General features: G+C 54.6%; 18 protein-coding genes, 2 tRNA genes, 1 rRNA gene, 1 other RNA gene and 2 pseudogenes. 5 read left to right on the forward strand and 19 right to left on the reverse strand.

Annotated elements, in window-relative coordinates:
- Positions 1–85: 85 nt before the first annotated feature.
- The 3 genes and pseudogenes from C8P63_RS09040 to C8P63_RS09050 form a co-directional block, all read right to left on the reverse strand.
- Positions 86–592: a hypothetical protein gene (locus C8P63_RS09040; RefSeq protein WP_170109586.1), complete on the reverse strand. Its 507-nt coding sequence runs from the start codon at positions 590–592 to the stop codon at positions 86–88.
- Positions 593–712: pseudogene (locus C8P63_RS20035) on the reverse strand (TcaA 3rd/4th domain-containing protein); the annotation flags it as partial.
- Positions 713–1,490: 778 nt separating this feature from the next.
- Positions 1,491–1,733, reverse strand: a complete 243-nt coding sequence (locus tag C8P63_RS09050; RefSeq protein ID WP_108023379.1) for a hypothetical protein — start codon at positions 1,731–1,733, stop codon at positions 1,491–1,493.
- A gap of 865 nt (positions 1,734–2,598) precedes the next feature.
- On the opposite strand from C8P63_RS09050, the gene C8P63_RS09055 reads away from it, so the two are divergent.
- Positions 2,599–3,408, forward strand: coding sequence for a mechanosensitive ion channel family protein (locus tag C8P63_RS09055; protein WP_108023381.1), 810 nt, complete (start codon positions 2,599–2,601; stop codon positions 3,406–3,408).
- A gap of 132 nt (positions 3,409–3,540) precedes the next feature.
- On the opposite strand, the gene C8P63_RS09060 is transcribed toward C8P63_RS09055, so the two are convergent.
- From C8P63_RS09060 to C8P63_RS19095, 7 genes are all read right to left on the reverse strand, one after another.
- A tRNA-Thr gene (locus tag C8P63_RS09060) sits at positions 3,541–3,616 on the reverse strand.
- A 20-nt stretch (positions 3,617–3,636) separates the two neighbouring features.
- Positions 3,637–4,003: a transfer-messenger RNA gene (gene ssrA, locus C8P63_RS09065) on the reverse strand.
- A 118-nt stretch (positions 4,004–4,121) separates the two neighbouring features.
- Complete coding sequence (gene smpB, locus C8P63_RS09070; protein ID WP_108023383.1) at positions 4,122–4,589, reverse strand: SsrA-binding protein SmpB; 468 nt, start codon at positions 4,587–4,589, stop codon at positions 4,122–4,124.
- Between the two features lie 84 nt (positions 4,590–4,673).
- Positions 4,674–6,935 (reverse strand): ribonuclease R, encoded by a 2,262-nt coding sequence (gene rnr / locus C8P63_RS09075; RefSeq protein ID WP_245920811.1) that lies wholly within the window; start codon positions 6,933–6,935, stop codon positions 4,674–4,676.
- Entirely contained in the window at positions 6,901–7,755 is an 855-nt protein-coding gene (locus C8P63_RS09080; RefSeq protein ID WP_108023388.1) for an alpha/beta hydrolase, read from the reverse strand. Before C8P63_RS09080 ends, rnr begins: the two co-directional genes overlap by 35 nt.
- 514 nt (positions 7,756–8,269) lie before the next feature.
- Positions 8,270–8,386: ribosomal RNA gene (gene rrf / locus C8P63_RS09085) — 5S ribosomal RNA — on the reverse strand.
- Positions 8,387–8,509: 123 nt separating this feature from the next.
- Positions 8,510–8,719, reverse strand: coding sequence for a hypothetical protein (locus C8P63_RS19095; protein ID WP_170109579.1), 210 nt, complete (start codon positions 8,717–8,719; stop codon positions 8,510–8,512).
- Here C8P63_RS19095 and C8P63_RS20040 point away from each other — a divergent pair.
- Both C8P63_RS20040 and C8P63_RS09095 read left to right on the forward strand, forming a co-directional pair.
- A pseudogene (locus tag C8P63_RS20040) lies at positions 8,654–8,881 on the forward strand (ion transporter); the annotation flags it as partial. The gene C8P63_RS19095 and the pseudogene C8P63_RS20040 sit on opposite strands and share 66 nt — an antisense overlap.
- Before the next feature lie 59 nt (positions 8,882–8,940).
- Positions 8,941–9,462, forward strand: a complete 522-nt coding sequence (locus C8P63_RS09095; protein WP_245920806.1) for a potassium channel family protein — start codon at positions 8,941–8,943, stop codon at positions 9,460–9,462.
- 38 nt (positions 9,463–9,500) lie between these two features.
- Here C8P63_RS09095 and C8P63_RS09100 read toward each other — a convergent pair whose 3' ends face one another.
- The 9 genes from C8P63_RS09100 to rpoN all read right to left on the reverse strand — a co-directional run bounded on the left by C8P63_RS09100 (position 9,501) and on the right by rpoN (position 19,444).
- Positions 9,501–10,220, reverse strand: coding sequence for an alpha/beta hydrolase (locus C8P63_RS09100; RefSeq protein WP_170109588.1), 720 nt, complete (start codon positions 10,218–10,220; stop codon positions 9,501–9,503).
- A gap of 119 nt (positions 10,221–10,339) precedes the next feature.
- On the reverse strand, positions 10,340–10,573 hold the full coding sequence (gene secG, locus C8P63_RS09105; RefSeq protein ID WP_108023396.1) for a preprotein translocase subunit SecG: 234 nt from the start codon (positions 10,571–10,573) through the stop codon (positions 10,340–10,342).
- Between the two features lie 289 nt (positions 10,574–10,862).
- Positions 10,863–12,149 carry a phosphopyruvate hydratase gene (gene eno, locus C8P63_RS09110; protein WP_108023398.1) on the reverse strand — a complete coding sequence of 429 codons (1,287 nt, stop codon included), beginning with the start codon at positions 12,147–12,149 and terminating at the stop codon, positions 10,863–10,865.
- Between the two features lie 42 nt (positions 12,150–12,191).
- A complete protein-coding gene (gpmI, locus tag C8P63_RS09115) occupies positions 12,192–13,727 on the reverse strand; it encodes a 2,3-bisphosphoglycerate-independent phosphoglycerate mutase (protein ID WP_108023400.1) in 1,536 nt (511 codons plus the stop codon).
- Positions 13,724–14,494, reverse strand: a complete 771-nt coding sequence (tpiA, locus tag C8P63_RS09120; protein WP_108023402.1) for a triose-phosphate isomerase — start codon at positions 14,492–14,494, stop codon at positions 13,724–13,726. The genes gpmI and tpiA overlap by 4 nt, the downstream gene beginning before the upstream one ends.
- Positions 14,495–14,507: 13 nt before the next feature.
- Positions 14,508–15,692, reverse strand: coding sequence for a phosphoglycerate kinase (locus tag C8P63_RS09125; protein ID WP_108023543.1), 1,185 nt, complete (start codon positions 15,690–15,692; stop codon positions 14,508–14,510).
- A 78-nt stretch (positions 15,693–15,770) separates the two neighbouring features.
- Complete coding sequence (gene gap / locus C8P63_RS09130) at positions 15,771–16,778, reverse strand: type I glyceraldehyde-3-phosphate dehydrogenase (protein ID WP_108023404.1); 1,008 nt, start codon at positions 16,776–16,778, stop codon at positions 15,771–15,773.
- A gap of 48 nt (positions 16,779–16,826) precedes the next feature.
- Complete coding sequence (locus C8P63_RS09135) at positions 16,827–17,852, reverse strand: sugar-binding transcriptional regulator (protein ID WP_108023406.1); 1,026 nt, start codon at positions 17,850–17,852, stop codon at positions 16,827–16,829.
- 197 nt (positions 17,853–18,049) lie between these two features.
- Positions 18,050–19,444, reverse strand: a complete 1,395-nt coding sequence (gene rpoN / locus C8P63_RS09140) for an RNA polymerase factor sigma-54 (RefSeq protein ID WP_108023545.1) — start codon at positions 19,442–19,444, stop codon at positions 18,050–18,052.
- Between the two features lie 346 nt (positions 19,445–19,790).
- Here rpoN and C8P63_RS09145 point away from each other — a divergent pair.
- Both C8P63_RS09145 and clpP read left to right on the forward strand, forming a co-directional pair.
- Positions 19,791–19,865 (forward strand) — tRNA-Arg (locus C8P63_RS09145).
- 130 nt (positions 19,866–19,995) lie between these two features.
- On the forward strand, positions 19,996–20,592 hold the full coding sequence (gene clpP / locus C8P63_RS09150; RefSeq protein WP_108023408.1) for an ATP-dependent Clp endopeptidase proteolytic subunit ClpP: 597 nt from the start codon (positions 19,996–19,998) through the stop codon (positions 20,590–20,592).
- Positions 20,593–20,810: the final 218 nt, after the last annotated feature.

A 20,810-nucleotide genomic window follows, 5' to 3' on the forward strand; every position in this document is an offset into this window, starting at 1 on the left:
TAACCACTTCATTCCATTCCGCGTTATCAACCTCTTACTTACATTATCCCAATAAAGTCCCAGATTTTTCATCTGGGGACTCTGATCATTTAAATGTACTTTTTACTACATCTTTTCCTTCCATCACGTCTTTGTTGCCAAAGGTTCCCGTAACATCGGAATAACCGGGCTCCAATGATGTAATCAACCACTTTTTCTTATCTTCATAATACGCCAATGTAACGCTATATTCATGGTAGTTGTCCTGCATCTCTCCGTCGGAGAAAAAGCCCGTATCGACTTCCTGTCGGTGGAGTTCTATAGGGATCATGGCTTCAAATCGATCGGTTTGTTCATTCTTTTGGAATTTATAATAAGCAAAGTCGATTCGCGTTCCTAAAGCTTTTCCTTTATAGGGTTCGTCATTTCCGTATTTCTTTTCATAACTAAAGCCTTCTGCTTCTTCCTTTTTTATATTGTCTGTCACCGTTGTGTATAAATCAGCATTTAAGGATTTGTGCGCTTTGACGTATTCTTTGGCATAGGTGTTGACCAAGTCGACGATTTGCTTCCGGGTGTTCTCTGTATGAAAGGGATTAGGTGTGATTTCCAAGACTTCGGTGTCTTCATCGATGATAACGGTTTCACTGGCAGCTTCCCCCCACGGAAATGACTGTTTTCCATACGCTTGAATGGTTCCGTTTTTGGATACGGGACCAAATTTTTTAAAATCACTAGCTTTAGTTTTTTATAACTATAGTTTTCTCTTCCATCATTCCTTCTCTTCTGAGATACTGTTTACAGCCCCTCGCAGATCGTGTTCACTAGGGGTAATGTATCGAGGTCGCATTTGTTCCAGGTTCCTCTGCAGTTCCCCACGACTTTTCATGTTGGACCCTCCGTGTCCTTTTGGATTCGATTTTCGCCTGTGGTGGGTTCCCGGCTCGGATCCAAGGATTCGATTTTTCCGCTGGAGAAATCGGTCGGCGACGATCCTGTTTCAAGTAATAGAGATCTTTTCCGAAATCCGTCATATATCTTTCCCTCCTGGTTGGGGATGACATCACCCAAACAAAAATCCCAAAGACTTTGCTGTCCTGCCCAGCGGAGAATCAGCCTGCAAGGGCGTTCAGGGGTAAAAGCTTCTCTGTGTTGCATCCGCAGGCATTTACCCTTGCCCGCAGCAGGATGATTCGGAGCGGACCGTGCAACCATCTCTGCAGGACAGCATAGCGAGACCGGGGAGCGCAAGCGACCCAGGCGAGACTTGTGCTCTGTGAGTGCATAGCGAGACCGGGGAGCGTAAGCGACCCAGGCGAGACTTGTGCTCTGTGAGTACAGCCGGAGCGGCTTTGGGTAAATGCTGCCGCTCACTTTTTCACAACGCTTCCAGGGAACCGATCCGCATTTGTGCGGTTGGTCGAAGCGGTGTCGGTCGGGCATCTGCCGCCTTTTTTTGTCTTCGGGGGAGATCCGATTTTCTCCAGACTCACCCGGACTGCAAAAGAGATTCACTTCAAAACCTTAACGTTTTTTGGTTGATGGAGGGTCTGTTGGATTTTTTTCTGGAGCTGCCGATTCTGTTGCAACGCCTGCCAGCCGTCATAGATCTCATTCAGCATCTTTTCCACCCGGGGAACTTGGGTCTCCTGAGAGATGGATTCGAACATTTGTTTCATTGTTTCGATAATCATTTCTTCTCGTGCTTGCAACGCCATAAACAAGCTTTTATATTCATCTTGATCAAAATCCATTCGCAAGCTCCTTTCTCCAACGGAATTGAGTGGCTGCTCCCCGAACGCCACACAAGAGATGCTTGTCTGTGTTATCACGATGAAAAAGGCCCTCTGGGGCCTCAGGGTGATGGATCGCTATATACTGGCAGAGGAGTGGACCCTCTCAATCTCATCTTACCAAAATAATTATTAATCTTTTAATAAATGAATTTTATATTTATTTTAAGTCGTTAATCTGAATCTTCAGTGGAACTGAAAACCGAATGTCACTGAATGCCTATCACGCTTAAATGGAGTGGTCGAACGGCTTAACGACCCTGATCGAAGTATCTATTCTCAGACAAAAGAATCGTAAAAACATTCATCTTGTGACGGATACTCACAGATTTCACCTTCCTTTAGAATCGAAACTTGTATCATCATTTTTTGTTCGAAAGGGGTATTGCGTTGGCAGAATATCATGTCAAATTTGTTTTGGGTGGAACGAACTCGGCCATACCGACCAAAAAGTTAAAAAGCGGAGATCGACCGGTTTTGTGTACCGCTTTTCAGAAGAAAAAGACGTGATGATTAAGGAATCCTTCACCTACCAAAACCAAACCGTTTATCTCACGGATCAGTTCGGAGTGATTTACGATAAGGAGTTGCAATTCGTTCCAACGGTTGCTGTTTAACCCTATCCAATCGATTCAATCCGTAACCGAATGAAACAAACCGATTGAAACCCTTTGTTGGATAAAAGTCTCCGAATTGAAATTATTCGGCCATAGCAGATGGCCCCCGGTGCACCCTTTAGGAAACGACATTCTTTTTCTAAAAGACGAAACCTTTCGCGATGTGGAAGGCTTCGACATAAGCTTTTTAACGAAGGGTTGCTGATACAATGCGTATTTATACCACATCCATCTTTGGCTCGCTTGTAACGGCGGGGATCATTATTGCCGTATCCATGCTGGTTTATTTCATTCTGAAAGGCATCATTACCCGTGTAGCGAACCGAAAGTTGAAAAAGGACGATGATGCCAGCCGATTCCACACGCTGACTTCGGTTCTGACCAGCTTGGCCGCTTACGGGATCTTCTTCATCGCTTTCGTCATGGTATTGAATGAGTTCGGTGTCAACACCTCCGCCATTCTTGCCAGTGCCGGCATCCTGGGACTCGCGATCGGCTTTGGTGCGCAAGGCTTGGTAAGTGATACAGTCACCGGCTTTTTTGTGTTAGTGGAAGATCAAGTAAACGTCGGGGAGTATGTCACCATCGGGGGGTATTCCGGAGTCGTGGAGGAAACCGGCCTTCGACTCATGAAGCTGCGGGGATTCAACGGGGATCTTCATTTTATCCCGAACCGGGAAATCGCCTCCTTGACCAACCATTCACGCGGCAACATGCAAGCACTGGTGGACATCAGCATTTCCTACGATTCGGATATCGATCAGGCTGTCCGTGTGCTGCAATCGAAATGCGATCAGATAAAGGAACGCCTCCCCCAAATCGTGGAAGGCCCCAATGTCCTGGGAGTTCAGGCTCTCGGTTCATCCGATGTTGTGATCCGGATCCTGGCCCGGACGGAGAATGGAGAACAGTGGGCAGTGGAACGGGAACTGAGAAAAGAATTGAAAATCGCATTGGACCAGGCAGGCATTGAAATCCCATTTCCCCATCAAACGGTGCTCTACAAGGAAACAACTTAGACTGCCAAGAATATCGATTCTGAATAACAGAGTAAACCCTCTTTATCCCAACGGAAGTTCAGATTCATTCAGGCTTCAATCACCGGTCAGTGAAACGAAAAACCATCCCGCCGATGTGGGATGGTTTTTCGTTGGTGCTGATGGAGGGATTCGAACCCCCGACCCCTTCATTACGAGTGAAGTGCTCTGCCAGCTGAGCTACATCAGCACGATATTGCATTGGGTAAATGGTGGAGGCGAGCGGAGTCGAACCGCTGTCCGGAGACATCGCCACGTCGGCTTCTCCGAGCGCAGTCGCCGTATTCAGATCTCACTCATCGAACTGCCCGACGACAGGCGCTCCGATGAGCCAGCTGCCTTTATTTCGCTTCCCGGCCGGCAGCGCGTCCGGTCAGCTAGCCCGCTTCAGTTATGAGACCCGGTCACTCCACACGGGCGATGGAGAGCCGGATCCTGGCCGGCTTGGATTAAGCAGCCAGAGCTTGAGGTTGTTGTTTGCCAGTTACATTTGGCAATCCGCGTTTTTACGAAGGACGCAGCCCCTCGGCTCGCTACCGACGCTCGATCTGCCCCCGTCGAATCCCAAAACGCCCCCGGGATGGAAGACGGAGTTTTGCTCAAGCTTCAACAGAATATATTATAACACCCTGCCGACGGCTTGTAAAGCCTTATTTATAGAATGGACCGTCGCCGTCCATTTCATCCGACAAAGATCATCGCATCATTTTCTGCTTCAACTGACGGCGGATCTCCCGGTCCGCGTCCCGTTTGGCGACAGCCTGCCGTTTGTCGTGGAGTTTTTTCCCTTTGGCGAGGGCCAATTGGATTTTGGCGAACCCGTTCTTAAGATGCAAATCCAGCGGGACCAAGGTAAACCCTTTTTGCTGGGTCAATCCGATCAGTTTGTTGATCTCTTCTTTGTGCAGGAGAAGTTTCCGGGTGCGCGTCGGATCATGGTTGAACCGGTTTCCCTGTTCAAAGGGGCTGATGTGCATGTTGAGGAGATACACCTCGCCCCCGTCGATCCGGGCGTAGCTGTCTTTCAGGTTGACCCGCCCCTGCCGGATGGACTTGATCTCCGTTCCGGTGAGCACGATGCCCGCTTCATAAGTATCTTCGATGTGATATTCGTGCAAGGCTTTTTTGTTCCGTGCCACCACTTTTACTCCGCCTCGGGACATCGTGTCTCACCTCCGTTCGTAAAAAATGCATTCTTAAGTATATCAACACACAGGAAGAGCCGTCAACCGGAAAAGAGACCGGCGTTAGCCGGTCCGACGGTTCCTTTTCCCTTTTTTCTTTTTCCCTCGCCCCTTTTTCCGGCCGGAGGCGGCCGGTTTTTTGTCCCCGTTCCGATTCCCCGGGGATCTCTTGTCTTCTTTGGCCGGGTTCCGGTGTTGAGGGCGGTTCGGCGGGGTCCCGTCGGATTCGTCTTCTCCCGCGAATTCGAAATCCACCTTGTGTTCGTCGATGTTGACCCCCGTCACCCGGATGGTCACTTTGTCGCCGATGTTGTACGACTTCCCGGTCCTCTCCCCCACGAGGGACATGGAACTTTCATTAAAGTGATAATAATCATCGGTCATGTAGCTGACGTGGATCATCCCTTCCACGGTGTTGTCCAATTCCACAAACACACCGAAGGAGGTGACACTGCTGATGATCCCCTCAAAGGTTTCCCCGACCTTGTCCATCATGAACTCGGCCTTCTTCAGATCATCGGTTTCCCGTTCGGCGTCCACGGCGATCCGCTCCCGTTCGGAAGCGTGCTGAGCCGCCCCGGGCAGCCATTCTTTGAGAGCGACCCGCCGTTTATCCGACATCTTTTCGTTGTTTTCGATCCATTCCCGTATGATCCGGTGGATCACCAAGTCGGGATAACGTCGGATCGGGGACGTGAAGTGGGAATAGAATGGAGCCGCCAGGCCGAAGTGACCCAACGATTCGGCGGAGTATTTCGCCTGTTGCATCGAACGAAGCATGACGGTGCTGATCACCGGTTCCTCCGGTTGTCCCTTGATTTCCTCCAGGAGCTGCTGCAAAACACGGGGTTTGATTTTGTCGGCCTTTCCCCTGGCCTGGTAACCGAAGTGGGTGATGAACTCAAAGAAGCTCTGAAGCTTTTCCGAGTCCGGATGCTCGTGAACGCGATACATGAAGGGCACTTTCCGTTTGTAAAAATGCTCGGCGACGGTCTCGTTGGCCACCAGCATGAATTCCTCGATCATCATCTCGGCAATCGTGCGGGGGCGCTTCACAATATCCACCGGCTTGCCTTGCTCGTCGACGATGATTTTGGCTTCGGGAAAGTCGAAATCGATCGCTCCCCGGGCGAAGCGCCGCTTACGCAACGTCTCCGCCAACCGGGCCATCCGTCGGAAATCTTCCACAAGGGGAGCGTAACGCTCCATCAGCTCCGGATCTTCGTCCACCAGGATCCGTTTCACGTTGTGATAAGTCATCCTCTCATTGGTCCGGATCACGCTGGGATAGATGTTGTGGCGAACGACGTTCCCTTTTCCGTCCAACTCCATATCACAGGTCATGGTGAGACGGTCCACCTGCGGATTAAGACTGCAAATCCCGTTCGACAGGCGCTGGGGCAACATGGGAATCACCCGGTCCACCAGGTATACACTGGTCCCCCGGTCGTAGGCTTCCCGGTCGAGAAGGCTTCCTTCCTTCACATAATAGCTGACATCCGCGATATGAACACCCAGGCGTACGTTTCCGTTGTCCAGTGGCTCCACGGAGACAGCATCGTCCAGGTCTTTGGCGTCCTCCCCGTCGATGGTCACCATCGTCCGATCCCGGAGATCCCGCCTTCCGGCGATTTCCTCCCGGGAAATGGAGTCCGGAACGGCTTCCGCTTCCCTCAGCACATCTTCGGGAAAATCCTCCGGGAGCTGATATTTTCGGATAATCGACAAAATGTCGACACCCGGGTCGCCCCGGTGTCCGAGGACTTCTTTCACCCGTCCCTCGGCACTCTTGCGCCCATGGGGATAACCGGTCAGTTCGACAACCACTTTGTCCCCTTCCCGGGCCCCGTTTTTCGCTTCTTTGGGAATGAAAATATCGGAGGAGAGCCGTTTGTCATCCGCGATGACGAACCCGAAATGCTTGGAGTCGGTATACGTGCCCACGACTTCCGTCCGTCCCCGCTTCAGGATTCGGACGACTTCCCCCTCGGGACGCAGGCCTTCTTTTTTGATGCTGTGCACCCGCGCCAAAACCGTGTCCCCGTCCATGGCCCCATTCATTTCGTTTCCGTGGATGAAGACATCCTGATCAGAGGGAAAGTCCGCATCCGGAATCACAAACCCGAAGCCTTTGGCGTTCCCCTGAAGCCGCCCACGGACCAGGTTGAGACGTTCGGGAACCCCGTAACGATTGGTACGGGTGCGGACGATTTGCCCCTCTTTCTCCATCTCGTTCAGCAGCCGGATGAAGGGGTCCCATTCCTTCACGCCGAAGGATTGCTGCAATTCTTCAGCAGTCAGGGGTTTGTATGCTTTTTTTCTCATGTACTCCAATATCTTTTGTTTTTCCACCGATCAAATCTCCTTTCCCCTCCGGGGGATCCCGCCTGACTCCTTCGCCTGCCAAGCGGCGGGCAAAGGCGTCCACATCGGCGAAGAGTTGTTCCCTCTCTTTGTCCAGGGTGATGATGTGACTCGACTTCTCATACCAGATCAGCCGCTTGTCCTCGGAGGAAATATGGTGATATATGTAGAGGGCGCTTCGGGGAATCACCGTTTCGTCCTTTTTCGCCTGAACCACCAGGGCAGGCACTTCCACTTCCGGCAGATGGCGCCGGACGTGGCGGATCAGCCGGTTCAGGCTGGAAATACATTTCAACGGGGTTCGGTCGTAAGGAACCAAATGTTCCTCGATATGGCCGGGCTTTTCCCCGCCCCGCTTCAAATAGGGCATGACCCAGCGGACGGCGTCCACCAGATGATGCCGCTTATCCCGAAGATAGATCGGTGCGCAAAGGGAGACCACCCCGGCCAGGGGACGGGTGCGGGCCAGGTTGAGTGCCAGGGCTCCTCCCATGGACAACCCCGCCGCCACAATCCGCCTCACCCCTCCCTTTTCACACAGGTGGTCATAGGCGTCCAGCACGCTTTGCCACCAGTCCGTCCAGGCCGTGCATTCCATCTCTTCCGGGGACGTTCCGTGACCGGCCAGAAGAGGCGCATGGACGGTGTATCCCCGCTCTTTCAGGTATTGGCCCATGGGCCGCAACTCCGAAGGGGTGCCTGTAAAGCCGTGGATCAGCAGGATGCCGGTCTCCCCCCCTTGATAAAAAAAAGGATCCGGAGAACGGCGTTTGATCTTCATCGGGACGAGTCGCCTCCCTAACCTGTTTTCCCTTCAATTGACAGGCCCAATCACCTGTTTCCAAAAAATGAATTCTTCTTCAGCTTTTCCAACCCGGAGGGTTTCAACCGGATGGGAACCCGAGGAATCACTCTACGTTACGTTATCCACGATATCACAGAAAGGTTCCCGTTGAAACGGCAAAGACACTCAAAGCGTAGCGATTTAAATGTTCGTTTTGAGAAAAGGGGAAGCAAAATAGCGACTTTGCTGTCCTGCCCAGATAGTGCAACCATCTCTGCAGGACAGCATAGCGAGACCGGGGAGCGAGCGACCCAGGCGAGACTTGTGCTCTGTGAGTGCATAGCGAGACCGGGGAGCGAGCGACCCAGGCGAGACTTGTGCTCTGTGAGTACAGCCGAAGCGGCTTTGGGTAAATGCTGCCGCACAACGCTTCTCAGAAAAAGGAAGCAGTCGGGAAACCCTTCATATAAAGCAAAAAGACAGCTCTGAAGAGCTGCCTTTCCGAAGAAATGCCTGGCAACGTCCTACTCTCCCGGGGGCTCTCGCCCCAAGTACCATCGGCGCTGAAGGGCTTAACTTCCGTGTTCGGGATGGGAACGGGTGGATCCCCTTCGCCATCGTCACCAGACGTTTGTTATCATAACACGCCCGCTCTCTTTTGACAAGGGGTGCTGAATGGTACTTTATCCCAGTCTTTCTGCCGGCGGCGGATTTCTTTTTCCATTCATTTTTATCCATCTCTCCCCGGCACTCATGTTAAGATGTGATCGTGGAGATTTTCGTTATTTTTGTCAAAAACAAGGGGGTGAAAACATTGATCCAAAATCCGATCCGGGTGCTGACTTCCCCCCGTCAGCGGGATCGAATGCGCATTGCCTACGAAATCTTTGTCGTCATGGTCACCTTCACCTATACCATTCTGCTGATCAGCGCTTGGCTGGACGTCCACCGGAAAAGCCATTGGATCACCCCGGATCTCCTGTTGTATTTCGACCGGTTCCTTTTGATCTGGTTTGCCCTGGAATATGTGATCCGGCTGACAAACGCTCCCGATAAAAAACGGTTTGTAAAGGAGCACTGGATCGACCTGTTGGCGATCGTTCCACTGGATCAGTACTTCAGGCCCCTGCGCCTCCTGCGACTGATCCGGTTGCTCCGTTTAATCCGGATGTCCTCCTTTCTGTGGGGTTTACACGGACCCGGGAAGTGCAACTGTCCGTCATTGTCGCCACCGTCATTATCCTGTGGGGTTCCGGCGGCATCTATGTTCTGGAATCGGAAATCAATGAGGGGATTGAAAACTTTTCCGATGCCATATGGTGGGCGGTCGTCACCACCACCACCGTCGGATACGGGGGCATCTCCCCCGCCACCTTCGGCGGTCGGATGATCGGGGTTGTGTTGATGATCACCGGCATCGGTCTGATCGGATCCGTGACCGCCAGCGTGGCTGCCCACTTCAGTCAGGTTTTGATCCAACAACGCCGGGAAACCCATTCCCCGGAAAACCGGGTTCGGGGCGAGCTTTTGACGACGGCGAAAGAATATCTGAACCGGATTGATCGCCTCACTCCGGAGGAGTACCGGACTCTTCTTCAGCTGTTGGAAACCTTGCGGGTATCGGGGGACCCCGATTCTTCCCATCCCCCTTCGGCGAGCCAAACCGGAAGCCGGGAAAACCAAGCCGGCACGGAACCCATATAAAAAACCGAACCCGGCGGTCCATCGCCGGGTTCGGTTTTTTACCGAGCCTTTTGTTTGGGCGTTTGCGGAGAAAGAGCCAGGAACGCGCGGATCTCCTCCATCACCCGGTCCACTTCGCAGTCGGCACAGATCAGGTGACGGGAACGGGGCAGCAACACCAGCTTCTTCTCCCGTGCGGGGAGGCGGGAGTGTATTCTGCGGGCTCCTTTGGGATGGGTCAGGTCATCCTTTTGCCCCTGCAGGATCAGGGTGGGGACCTCCAACTCGTCGTACAACGGTTCCACCGCTTTTATCAATTCGTAAAGTTCATTGATCGCATGCATCGGAGAACGGGTCAGCCGGCGGAAATACTCCTTGAGATAAGCCATGGAAGCGGCGCTGTCGGTCGCTTTCAGCTGTCCTTTCACCACATCCGTCATCCCCCGGAACAGCTCCCGGGGATTGGGAAGGGTGGGTGGACTCAGAAGCACCAGGCGGTCTACGGGATGATGCCGGGCAAGGACCACCCCGATCAGGGCACCCATGGAAAACCCGATGACGTTTACCTCGGATGAAAGAGGCTTCAATTGATCCAGGGCGTTTTCCGCACTTGCCACCCAATCTTTCCATGTGGCGCTTTTCATATGATCGCGTCCGGAGCCATGCCCCGCCAGCAGCGGGCAATGGAGTGTTCCTCCGTCTTTTTTCAACATTTCCGGAAGGGGTCCCAAGTCGTCCGGGGAACCGGCAAACCCATGGAGCAACAAGTAACCCTTCAATACTTTCGCTCTCCTTTGTCTCAATGTTCTGGTGAATGTTCTTCAGGGACAAAAAAAACAGCCGGGCTGAGCCTGCTGTTTCCCGTCACTGGGTTCCGGCCGTTTTTAAAAGACTCCTGTCACTTGATGAAATAACCCGCCAACAGGGTGAGAACCATGAACAGGACGCCCAAAACCACCGTTATCTTCCCCAGCAGGGCGTCGATCCCCCGCGCTTTGGTTTTTCCGATCAACTGTTCGGAAGCGCCGCCGATCGCACCGGAAAGTCCGGCACTCTTACCTGATTGCAACAGAACAACGAGAATCAGTGCAATACTGACGATGGCCAACAGAATATCCACGGCGACTTTCATCTCGGGGTACACCTCCCGTCGAAAACGTTCTACGATCACAGAAGTACTGTACCACAACCACCCACCGTTTTCAACAAACGCTCCTGGGCAGGACAGCAAAGTCGCTGTTTCGGGTAAACGCTTCCCCCTTCTTCTGAGCCTATCCAACAATCACAACGCTTTTAGGTTGGGGGCGCGTTTGGCCACGAGACCGTTGGCCATCCGGCAAGGCAGGGATTTTCGGTTTTCCTGCAGTATTCCGCCAAAGACGAAAAAAATGCCGGGTTCCGGGAACCCGGCTTCTTCAACGTTACTTCTTCAAATGATAAAAAGCGGCTTTTCCGGGGTACTGGGCATTGTCCGCCAGCTCTTCTTCGATCCGGAGGAGCTGGTTGTACTTGGCGACCCGGTCGGTCCGGGAGGGGGCGCCGGTTTTGATCTGCCCCGCACCTGTCGCCACCGCGATGTCGGCGATGGTGGTGTCTTCCGTCTCACCGGAACGGTGGGAGATGACGGCGGTATAGCCGGCCCGTTTGGCCATCTCCACGGCATCGAAGGTCTCGGTGAGAGTGCCGATTTGGTTCACCTTGACCAGGATCGAGTTGCCGACTCCATTTTCGATTCCTTGCGCCAGGCGTTCGGTGTTGGTGACGAACAGGTCGTCCCCCACGAGCTGAACCTTGCCGCCCAGGCGCCGGGTCAGTTTCTCCCAGCCTTCCCAATCATCTTCGGCCAGTCCGTCTTCGATGGAGATGATCGGATACTTATCCAGCAGTTCTTCGTAGAAGGTGATCATCTCATCCGCCGTCCGGGTGACCCCTTCCCCTTCCAGGTGGTAGGCCCCGTCTTTATACAGTTCGGTGGAGGCCACGTCCAGGGCCAATACCACGTCGGTCCCCGGCTGATAACCCGCGCGTTCGATCGCCTTCACGATGGTGGAGAGGGCTTCTTCGTTGGAGGAAAGGTCCGGGGCGAAGCCGCCTTCGTCCCCCACGGAGGTGGAAAGACCTTTCTCCTTCAGGACGTCTTTCAGATTATGGAAGACTTCCGCCCCCATCCGAAGCCCTTCCTGGAAACTCTCGGCGCCGACGGGCATCACCATGAATTCCTGGATGTCCACGTTGTTGTCGGCGTGTTCGCCGCCGTTCAAAATATTCATCATCGGAACGGGAAGCGTTTTGGAATTAAAGCCGCCCAGATAGGCATACAGGGGCATCCCCAAGTCTTCGGCGGCGGCACGTGCAACGGCCATGGAGACGCCCAGGATGGCGTTGGCTCCCAACTTCCCTTTGTTTGGAGTTCCGTCCAGCTCGATCAGGGTGCGGTCAATCCCCGCCTGGTCCGTCGCCTCCAGGCCTTCCAGTTCCGGGGCAATGACTTCATTCACGTTCTGGACCGCTTTCAGCACCCCTTTTCCCAGAAAACGCTCGCGATCCTGATCCCGCAGCTCCACCGCTTCATGGGCACCGGTCGAGGCGCCGGAAGGGACAATCGCCCGTCCCATGGCCCCGGATTCCAGGATGACTTCCACTTCCACCGTCGGATTGCCCCGGGAGTCCAGCACTTCCCGGGCGTGTACATCAAAAATCATGGTCATTTGTCGTTCTCCTCCTTGGATCCATGAACAGGGGATGTTAAGTCAGTCGATGAGGGAACGCCCCGTCATCTCCCGGGGTTGCGGGAGGTTCAGCAATTTCAGCAACGTGGGCGCCACATCCGCCAGGATTCCACCTTTCCGAAGCTTCACCGACGGATCGGTGACGATGCAGGGAACGGGAAAGGTGGTGTGGGAGGTGACGGGTTCCCCCTTTTCGTCCAAGACCTGGTCGGCATTTCCGTGGTCGGCGATGATGACGGCAACCCCGTCTTTGGCAAGAACCGCCTCCACCACGCGACCGAGGCACTCGTCCACCGCTTCCACCGCTCGGATGGTCGGCTCCAGTTTCCCGGAATGGCCGACCATGTCCGGGTTGGCGAAATTGAGAATGATGGTGTCGTGTTTTTCCTCCCCGATCTCTTTCAGGAGGGCGTCGGTCACCTCATATGCGCTCATTTCCGGTTTCAGGTCATAGGTGGCCACTTTGGGTGAATTGATCAAAATCCGATCCTCTCCGGGAAACGGATCTTCGCGCCCGCCGCTGAAGAAAAAGGTGACATGGGGATACTTCTCCGTCTCGGCAATCCGGAGTTGTTTCAAACCGTGCTGGGAAACCACTTCACCGAAGGTGTTGTCCAGATCCGTCGGTTTGTAGGCCACATAACCGTCCACCGATTCGCTGAATTTGGTGAGGCAGACATAATAGAGATTTTCCGGTTTCTTTTCTCCCCGATCAAAGCCGCGAAAGTCGTCGTTGGTAAAAGCGAGGGAGATTTGTATGGCCCGGTCGGGGCGGAAGTTGTAGAAGATGACTGCGTCATTCGACTCGATCCTTGCGATGGGACGCCCGTCCTCCCCTTCGATGACCGTGGGCATGACAAACTCGTCATACACGCTCTTTTCGTAGGACTCCTTCACCGCTTGCACCGGATCCCGGTACGACGGCCCTTCTCCGTACACCATGGCCCGGTACGCTTTTTCCGTCCGCTCCCAACGTTTATCCCGATCCATGGCGTAATAACGACCCTGGACCGTGGCGATGCGTCCCACCCCGACCTGGTCGATCTTCTCCTGCAACCGCCGGATGTAATGGATGCCGGAATCGGGCGCCACATCACGCCCATCCAAAAACGCGTGGATGTATACTTCTTCAAGCCCCTCCTTGGCCGCAAGGTTCAGGAGCGCGAACAAATGGTCAATATGGCTGTGCACCCCGCCGTCAGACAAAAGGCCGTACAGGTGAAGCTTGCTTCCGTTCTCTTTAACGTGCCGGACAGCACCGAGGAAGGTTTCGTTTTCAAAAAAGGAACCTTCTTCGATCTCTTTGCTGACCCGGGTCAAATCCTGATAGACCACCCGGCCGGCACCGATGTTCAGATGGCCCACTTCGGAGTTGCCCATCTGTCCTTCGGGAAGACCGACCGCTTTTCCCGAAGCGGAGAGGGTCGTGTGGGGAAAGGTGGACCAGTAGCGGTCAAAATTGGGTTTATCGGCCTGGGCGACGGCGTTTCCGTGCGTTTCTTCCCGCAGGGCGAAACCGTCCAGGATGATGAGGGCGACGGGTTTTTTCCGACTCACTTCAGATCCCCCCGTCGATGGGCCGCTTCCACCAACCGGGCAAAGGACTCGGGATCCAGGCTGGCTCCGCCGACCAGGGCCCCGTCGATCTCCCCCATCGCGAGGAAAGAATCAATGTTGGCCGGTTTGACACTCCCGCCGTAAAGGATCCTCACTTCATTGGCCACCTGCTGATCGTATTGGTCGGCGACGGTTTTCCGGACGAATCGGATCACTTCGTCGGCGTCTTCCGCGGTGGCCGATTTGCCCGAACCAATGGCCCAGACCGGTTCATAAGCCAGGATCAGCCGGGTGACGCCGTCGGAACTGAGTCCCCGGATCGCCGCCACCACCTGGCGGCGGACCACTTCCCGTGTCTGTTCAGCTTCCCGTTCTTCCAGTGTCTCGCCCACGCAGACGATCGGCGTCAGACCGTGGTCGAGGGCGGACCGGGTCTTGAGGCGGACCATTTCGTCACTTTCGGCAAAATGGATGCGGCGCTCGGAATGGCCGATGATGACATAATCGATCGGCAGGGCTTTCAGCATGGTGGGGCTGACTTCACCGGTGAAGGCCCCTTCTTCTTCCCAATGCATGTTCTGGGCCCCGAGTCCGATCCGGCTTCCTTTCGCTTCTTCCGTCAGGGCCGGGAGGGCGGGAAAAGGAGCGCAGATCACCGTCTCCACTCCTTCCCGGTTCCCCCGGTCACGGAATGCGGAGAAGAAGTCGATCGCCTCGTTCACGTTTTTGTGCATTTTCCAGTTTCCTGCGATCACCGGAGTACGCAAGTGGGTCACCACCTTATCCTTTATCGTTGAGGGCTGCCACACCGGGAAGGACTTTTCCTTCCATCAGTTCCAGAGAAGCGCCACCGCCGGTGGAAATATGATCCACCCGGTCCGCCAGGCCGGATTTTTTGATCGCCGCGGCAGAATCCCCCCCGCCGATGATGCTGGTCGCCGGAGAGTCGGCCACGGCTTCGGCGATGGCGAAAGTTCCCTGGGCGAAGCGGTCGAATTCGAAGACACCCAGGGGCCCGTTCCATATGACCAGACGGGACTCACGAATGATCGTTGCAAAGCGTTCCCGAGTTCGGGGTCCGATATCCATGCCCTCCATATCCGCGGGGATGGAATCAACACTCACGGCCTCGGCACGGGCATCGGCGGAAAATTCGCCGGCGACCATCACATCCTCGGGCAGAACCAGGTTGACTCCCCGGTCGGCGGCCTTCTGCATGAACGCCCGGGCTTGATCGATTTTTTCGGGCTCCAGCAGGGATTGGCCGATCTCAAGCCCTTTCGCTTTCAAGAAGGTGTAAGAGAGTCCCCCGCCGATCAGAAGATGGTCCACCTTCTCCAGGAGATTGTCGATCACACCGATTTTATCCTTTACTTTGGCTCCGCCGATGATGGCGGTAAAGGGACGGTCCGGCGATTCCAGCGCCCGTCCCAGGGTTTCCAGTTCCTTCTGCATCAGGAAACCGGCCACCGCGGGCAGGTGTTCGGCAATGCCGGCGGTGGAAGCATGAGCCCGGTGGGCGGCTCCGAAGGCGTCATTAACGTAGAGGTCGGCAAGTTCGGCATAGGCCCGGGCCAGGTCCGGATCGTTCTTCTCCTCCCCGGGATGGAACCGGAGGTTCTCCAGAAGGAGGATTTCCCCTTCCTTCAAATCCCTCACTTTTCCTTCCACTTCTTCCCCGACGGCTTCATCCGCTTTGGAGACCGACCGGCCCAACAGATCCGACAGTCGTTGGGCCACCGGGTCGAGACGCAGTTCTTCCACAACCGCTCCCTTGGGCCGTCCCAGGTGGCTGGCCAGAATGAGTCGGGCCCCCCGTTCCGTCAGGTGGCGGATGGTGGGCAAAGCCGCCCGGATCCGGTTATCGTCGGTAATGTTCCCGTCCTCCAGGGGAACGTTGAAGTCCACACGGCAAAACACGCGCTTTCCTTTGACATCCACATCGTGGATCGACATTTTGTTCACGGATCCATCCTCCTCGGACATGCACGCGAAAGAGGAGAGTCTTCCTCTCCCCCTCGCTTTTTTCCCTTTATTCTAGTCTTACAGACCCCTCTTGGCAATGTAGGACATCAGGTCGACCATGCGGTTGGAGAAGCCCCACTCGTTATCGTACCAGGCGACCACTTTCACCATGTTTCCGTCCTGGATCATAGTGGACAGCCCATCGACGATGGAGGAATGGGGGTTGCCGTTGTAATCTTTGGAAACCAAGGGCTCATCGGAATAATCCAGGATGCCCTTCAGGTTCCCTTGGGCTTCCTTCCGCAATTGATCGTTCACTTCCTCCACGCTCACTTCTTGATTCAGCTCGGCCACGAAGTCCACCACCGAAACGTTGGGGGTGGGCACGCGCATGGCAAAACCGTTCAGCTTGCCTTCCAGTTCCGGCAGCACTTTGGCCACAGCCTTGGCGGCTCCGGTGGTTGTCGGAATGATCGACATGCCGGCAGCCCGTGCCCGGCGCAGGTCCTTGTGCGGAAGATCCAGGATTTGCTGATCGTTGGTGTAGGAATGAACGGTCGTCATCAATCCGCGGCGGACACCGAAGGAATCATGCAACACCTTGACCACAGGGGACAGGCAGTTGGTGGTACAGGAAGCGTTGGAAATCACGTGGTGGGAAGCCGGATCATACTTGTCGTGGTTGACCCCCATCACCACCGTCAAATCTTCATTTTTGGCCGGGGCGGAGATCACCACTTTTTTGGCTCCGGCTTGCCGGTGCTTCTCAGCATCTTCCTTTTTGGTGAAACGACCGGTGGATTCGGCCACAATCTCCACACCCAGTTCCCTCCAGGGGAGTTGAGCGGGATCCCGTTCTGCCAGCACTTTCACCTGCTTGCCGTTTACCATGAGCCCTTCATCGGAAACTTCCACCGTACCGTCATAACGGCCGTGGACAGAGTCGTATTTGAGAAGGTGAGCCAGGGTTTGGGCATCGGTCAGATCGTTGATGGCCACGACTTCCAGCTCCGGGTGTTCCATAGCGACACGAAACACCGCCCGACCGATTCGTCCAAATCCGTTGATTCCGATTTTGGTTGCCATACAGATCCCTCCGTGTGTAATCAAATGATGATGTAAGGAAACAATTAATCAACCGTGTTGTTTGAGGATGGCGCGCGCTGCAGCCTCATCCGTAATCAACGTGTCCCGTCCCGAGACCGGACAGACCGCAGCGATGGCCTCGGCTTTACCGGCCCCGCCGGCGACAGCAATCGTCATCTCCACATTCTCCAGATCTTCCAGACTGAGACCCAGGCTCCGTCCGCGATAGACGATCTCGCCTTTTCGGTTAAAGTAATAACCGAAGGCCTCGCCCACCGCTCCTTTTTCTTGCAGCAACCTCAAAAGTTCGGGGGAGGATTTCCGTCTCGTCGCCATGGTAGTAGCATCCCCGATGCCGTGCACCACAATACGGGCCGACCGCACCAACTCCAGTACTTCCTGAATGTGCGGTTCCCGGATGAGCGTGTCATAGGCTTCATGACTCAGTTGCTCGGGCACGTGCATCAGACGGTAACGGCCGCCCGCTTTCTGAGCCATCAGCGAAGTGATGTAGTTGGCCTCCAGCTCCACCTCTTCCCCCAGGCCGCCCCGTGCCGGAATGAAGATACTCTCCCTCAATGCGGGAGAAGCTTTCATCATTTCGGCGACAGCGGCCACGGTGGTGCCTCCCGCGACAGCCACCACCTGCCCCGGACGGGCCGTCTGCTTCAACAGCCGGACCCCCGCGCGCCCCATTTCCTTTTTAACCCAATCGGACTGGTCGGAATCCCCTTGAACCACAACCGCTTTTTTCAGGCGGAGAACACGGGCGAGTCGGATTTCAAGTTCCGTCAGTCCAAACAGATCTTTAATGATGGGTTCCAAATCGGATACCAAATCCGCACCCAGGGGAGTCAGGCTCATACCAACCGCCTCGATCCGGACCAGTCCCCGATCTTTCAAAAAATCGACTTCGCTTCGGAGCACCCGTTCCGTCATGGCCAGGGCCGAAGCGAGGCTTCGCCGGCCAACAGGCTGCATCAACCGGATGTGACGCAACACTTCATACCGCTTTCGCATCACCTCGAGCAGATCGGGAAGTAATTGACGCTGCAATTCAAGTATCGATTTCATCCCCCGTACCTCCCGGGACAAAAAATGTCCCACGTAGCGAAATTCGTCCCATCCGGCCCAAAAAAAAAGACGGAGCTTCCAATTTGGATTCTATACCAGCCGAAATCCTTTGACAAGGAAAAAAGCGGAGCGGGGGCTTCTCTTTGATTTACTATTCCCTTTCCCGTCCCGCCCCCCCGTCGACCCTCGTTCAGTTGTCAAAACCTCCGCCGTGCCTGGGAAGATGCGATCCCCATCTCCTCCCGATATTTGGCCACCGTGCGGCGGGAAATCCGAATGCCGTGATCTTTGAGGAAGTCGGCGATTTTTTGGTCGGACAGGGGTTTCTTTTTATCCTCGTTTTCAATGATCCGTTCCAGCTTATCCTTTACACTTTTGGACGAAGTGATTCCTCCGCCCCGACTGCTTAATCCTGCGGGAAAAAAATAGCGGAAGGGAAACAGCCCCCGCGTGGTCTGCATATATTTGTGGCGGGTGGCCCGGCTGACGGTGGATTCGTGCAACTCCACGGCCTCCGCAATCTCCCTGAGGGTCAGGGGCTTCAGATGGGATACCCCGTACCGGAAAAAGTCTTTTTGGAAATCGACAATGGCCCGCGTCACCCTGTAAAGGGTGTTTCGCCGCTGCTCGATGCTCTTGAGCAGCCACATGGCCGACTGGATCCGATCTTTGATGTAAGTGACTGCCTGCCGGGACCCTTCATCGTCGCTTCGCAAGATCCGTTCATAATGGGTGCTGATCCCCAGCCGGGGGATGTAACTTTCGTTGACGGACACCTCGTATTCCCCGTCAAATTCCCGAACGGTGACGTCGGGAAAGATATAGCGGGGACTGCTCCCGTGACAAGCGAGACCGGGACGGGGATTGAGTTTCCGAATTTGATCCGCCGCCCGCTGAACTTCCCGAACGGAACAGCCCAGACGTTCGGCCACCTGTTTGACCTTTCCCTCCGCCAGATCCCGGAGATGGGACTCCACGATCCGGAAAATCACCGGATCCTTTTCCCCCTTCCGGGAAAGTTGAAGACCCAGACATTCCGCGAGACTCCGGGCCCCCACCCCCGCGGGGTCCAGGGTTTGAACCACCCCGAGCGCCCTTTCGAAATCCTCTTCCGTCCAATTAAAGCGCTTACAACATTCTTTAAAATCCACCCTCAGATATCCGTCGCCATCCAAGTTTCCGATGATGTACTCACAAATTTTCCGGGTATGGGCATCCACCGTCAAATATCGGATCTGTTCCTCCAGCAGTGCGGCCAGGCTGTTATCCGTGTCGGCGATCCGTTCAACGGGATTTTCACCATCTTCTTCCCATGTGAAGGTGGACCTTGGGTACGAACCCGCATTCCCTCTCATGAAGGATCCCCAATCCGCCAGGTGCTCGGACGACATGGATGTCGGATCCTCCATCACCGGTTCCCTTTCCGTATCATCCATTTCCAATACCGGGTTTTCAATCGCCTGCTCCTGTATATACTGTATAAGGTCCGACGCCGAAAGCTGCAAAACCTGAATCGCCTGCCGCAGCTCCGGGGTCATCACCAGCTTCATCTGTTGCTCCTGAACCAAACCGTAACCCATGGAAAGAGCCATCTCCGTCACCTCCGCGTGTTTCAGTATATGTGTGCCCTTCCGCCTTTCATGCAGGGCAGGAGCCTCTTTTCCGGGATAAAAAGGAGGTTTGAACCGAACAAAACCGGGTACACTGAAAACAGGGAATCTGTTTGTCATCTTCCATTTTAGCACAATGGTTTCGATATGGGACTTTATACTTCCGAATACCACATACTCCATTCCTTCATGAAACTGTATAACCCCTGACGGTTGCCATCTCCACGACAATTGCCGCAAATCCGACTTTCATCTTCCCCCCTTGCATTTGGGACGATGGTTCGTTATAATAACATTTGTCGTTGGCTTTCAAGCACCGCAATATCGTGCGCCTATAGCTCAGGGGATAGAGCACTGGTCTCCGGAACCAGGTGCCCAGGTTCGAATCCTGGTAGGCGCACCAAACGAGATGGCAACCGAATCCAACTCGGTTGCCATTTTTCTTCACCCGTGTTTGACCTATCTTGACCATAGGTCGGATCCCGGGTTATGATGATACTACATTTTGATCCACCCGAAGAGGAGGAACCAGGATGAACTTGATACCCTACGTTGTGGAACAGACCAACCGGGGCGAACGTTCCTACGATATTTACTCCCGCCTTTTGAAAGACCGCATCATTTTCCTGGGAAGCGAAATCAACGACGCTGTCGCCAACACGGTGGTGGCTCAGCTTCTGTTCCTGCAGACCGAAGACCCCAACAAGGATATTCAGCTTTACATCAACTCCCCGGGCGGCTCCATCTCCGCCGGCTTTGCCATCTATGACACGATGCAACACGTGAAATGCGACATCCAGACGATCTGTATCGGCATGGCCGCCTCCATGGGCGCCTTCCTGCTATCCTCGGGGACCAAGGGAAAACGCTTTGCGTTGCCCAACAGCGAAGTCATGATCCACCAGCCGCTTGGGGGAGCTCAGGGGCAGGCCTCGGACATTGAGATCAGCGCCCGGCGCATCCTGCGCATGAAGGAGCGACTGAACAAACTCCTTTCCGAACAGACAGGCCAACCCCTGAAAAAAATTGAGCAGGATACGGACCGGGACCACTTCATGACAGCGGAGGAAGCGAAAGAGTACGGGTTGATCGACAAGATCATCGAACAACAGATCCAAACGAAAAAATAACGGAACACCAACCCCCTTTCCGGGGGTTTTTTGTTCAGCCCGGAGGTGGGATAAAGATGAACCCCTTTGACAGACAGGAACGGTATTTGTTCTGGGTGGCCGTCATCGTGGCCTTGGTCATGTTTTTTTCCTTCGCCGGCCGCTTTTTCCGGTGAAAAGAATCTTTATCTGATTTTTCCTCCTTTTGTGCTGAAAGCCAAACCCCGTATCATCATTGA

The sequence above is a fragment of the Melghirimyces profundicolus genome (assembly GCF_003054245.1).
In the GTDB taxonomy this organism is placed as follows: domain Bacteria; phylum Bacillota; class Bacilli; order Thermoactinomycetales; family DSM-45169; genus Melghirimyces; species Melghirimyces profundicolus.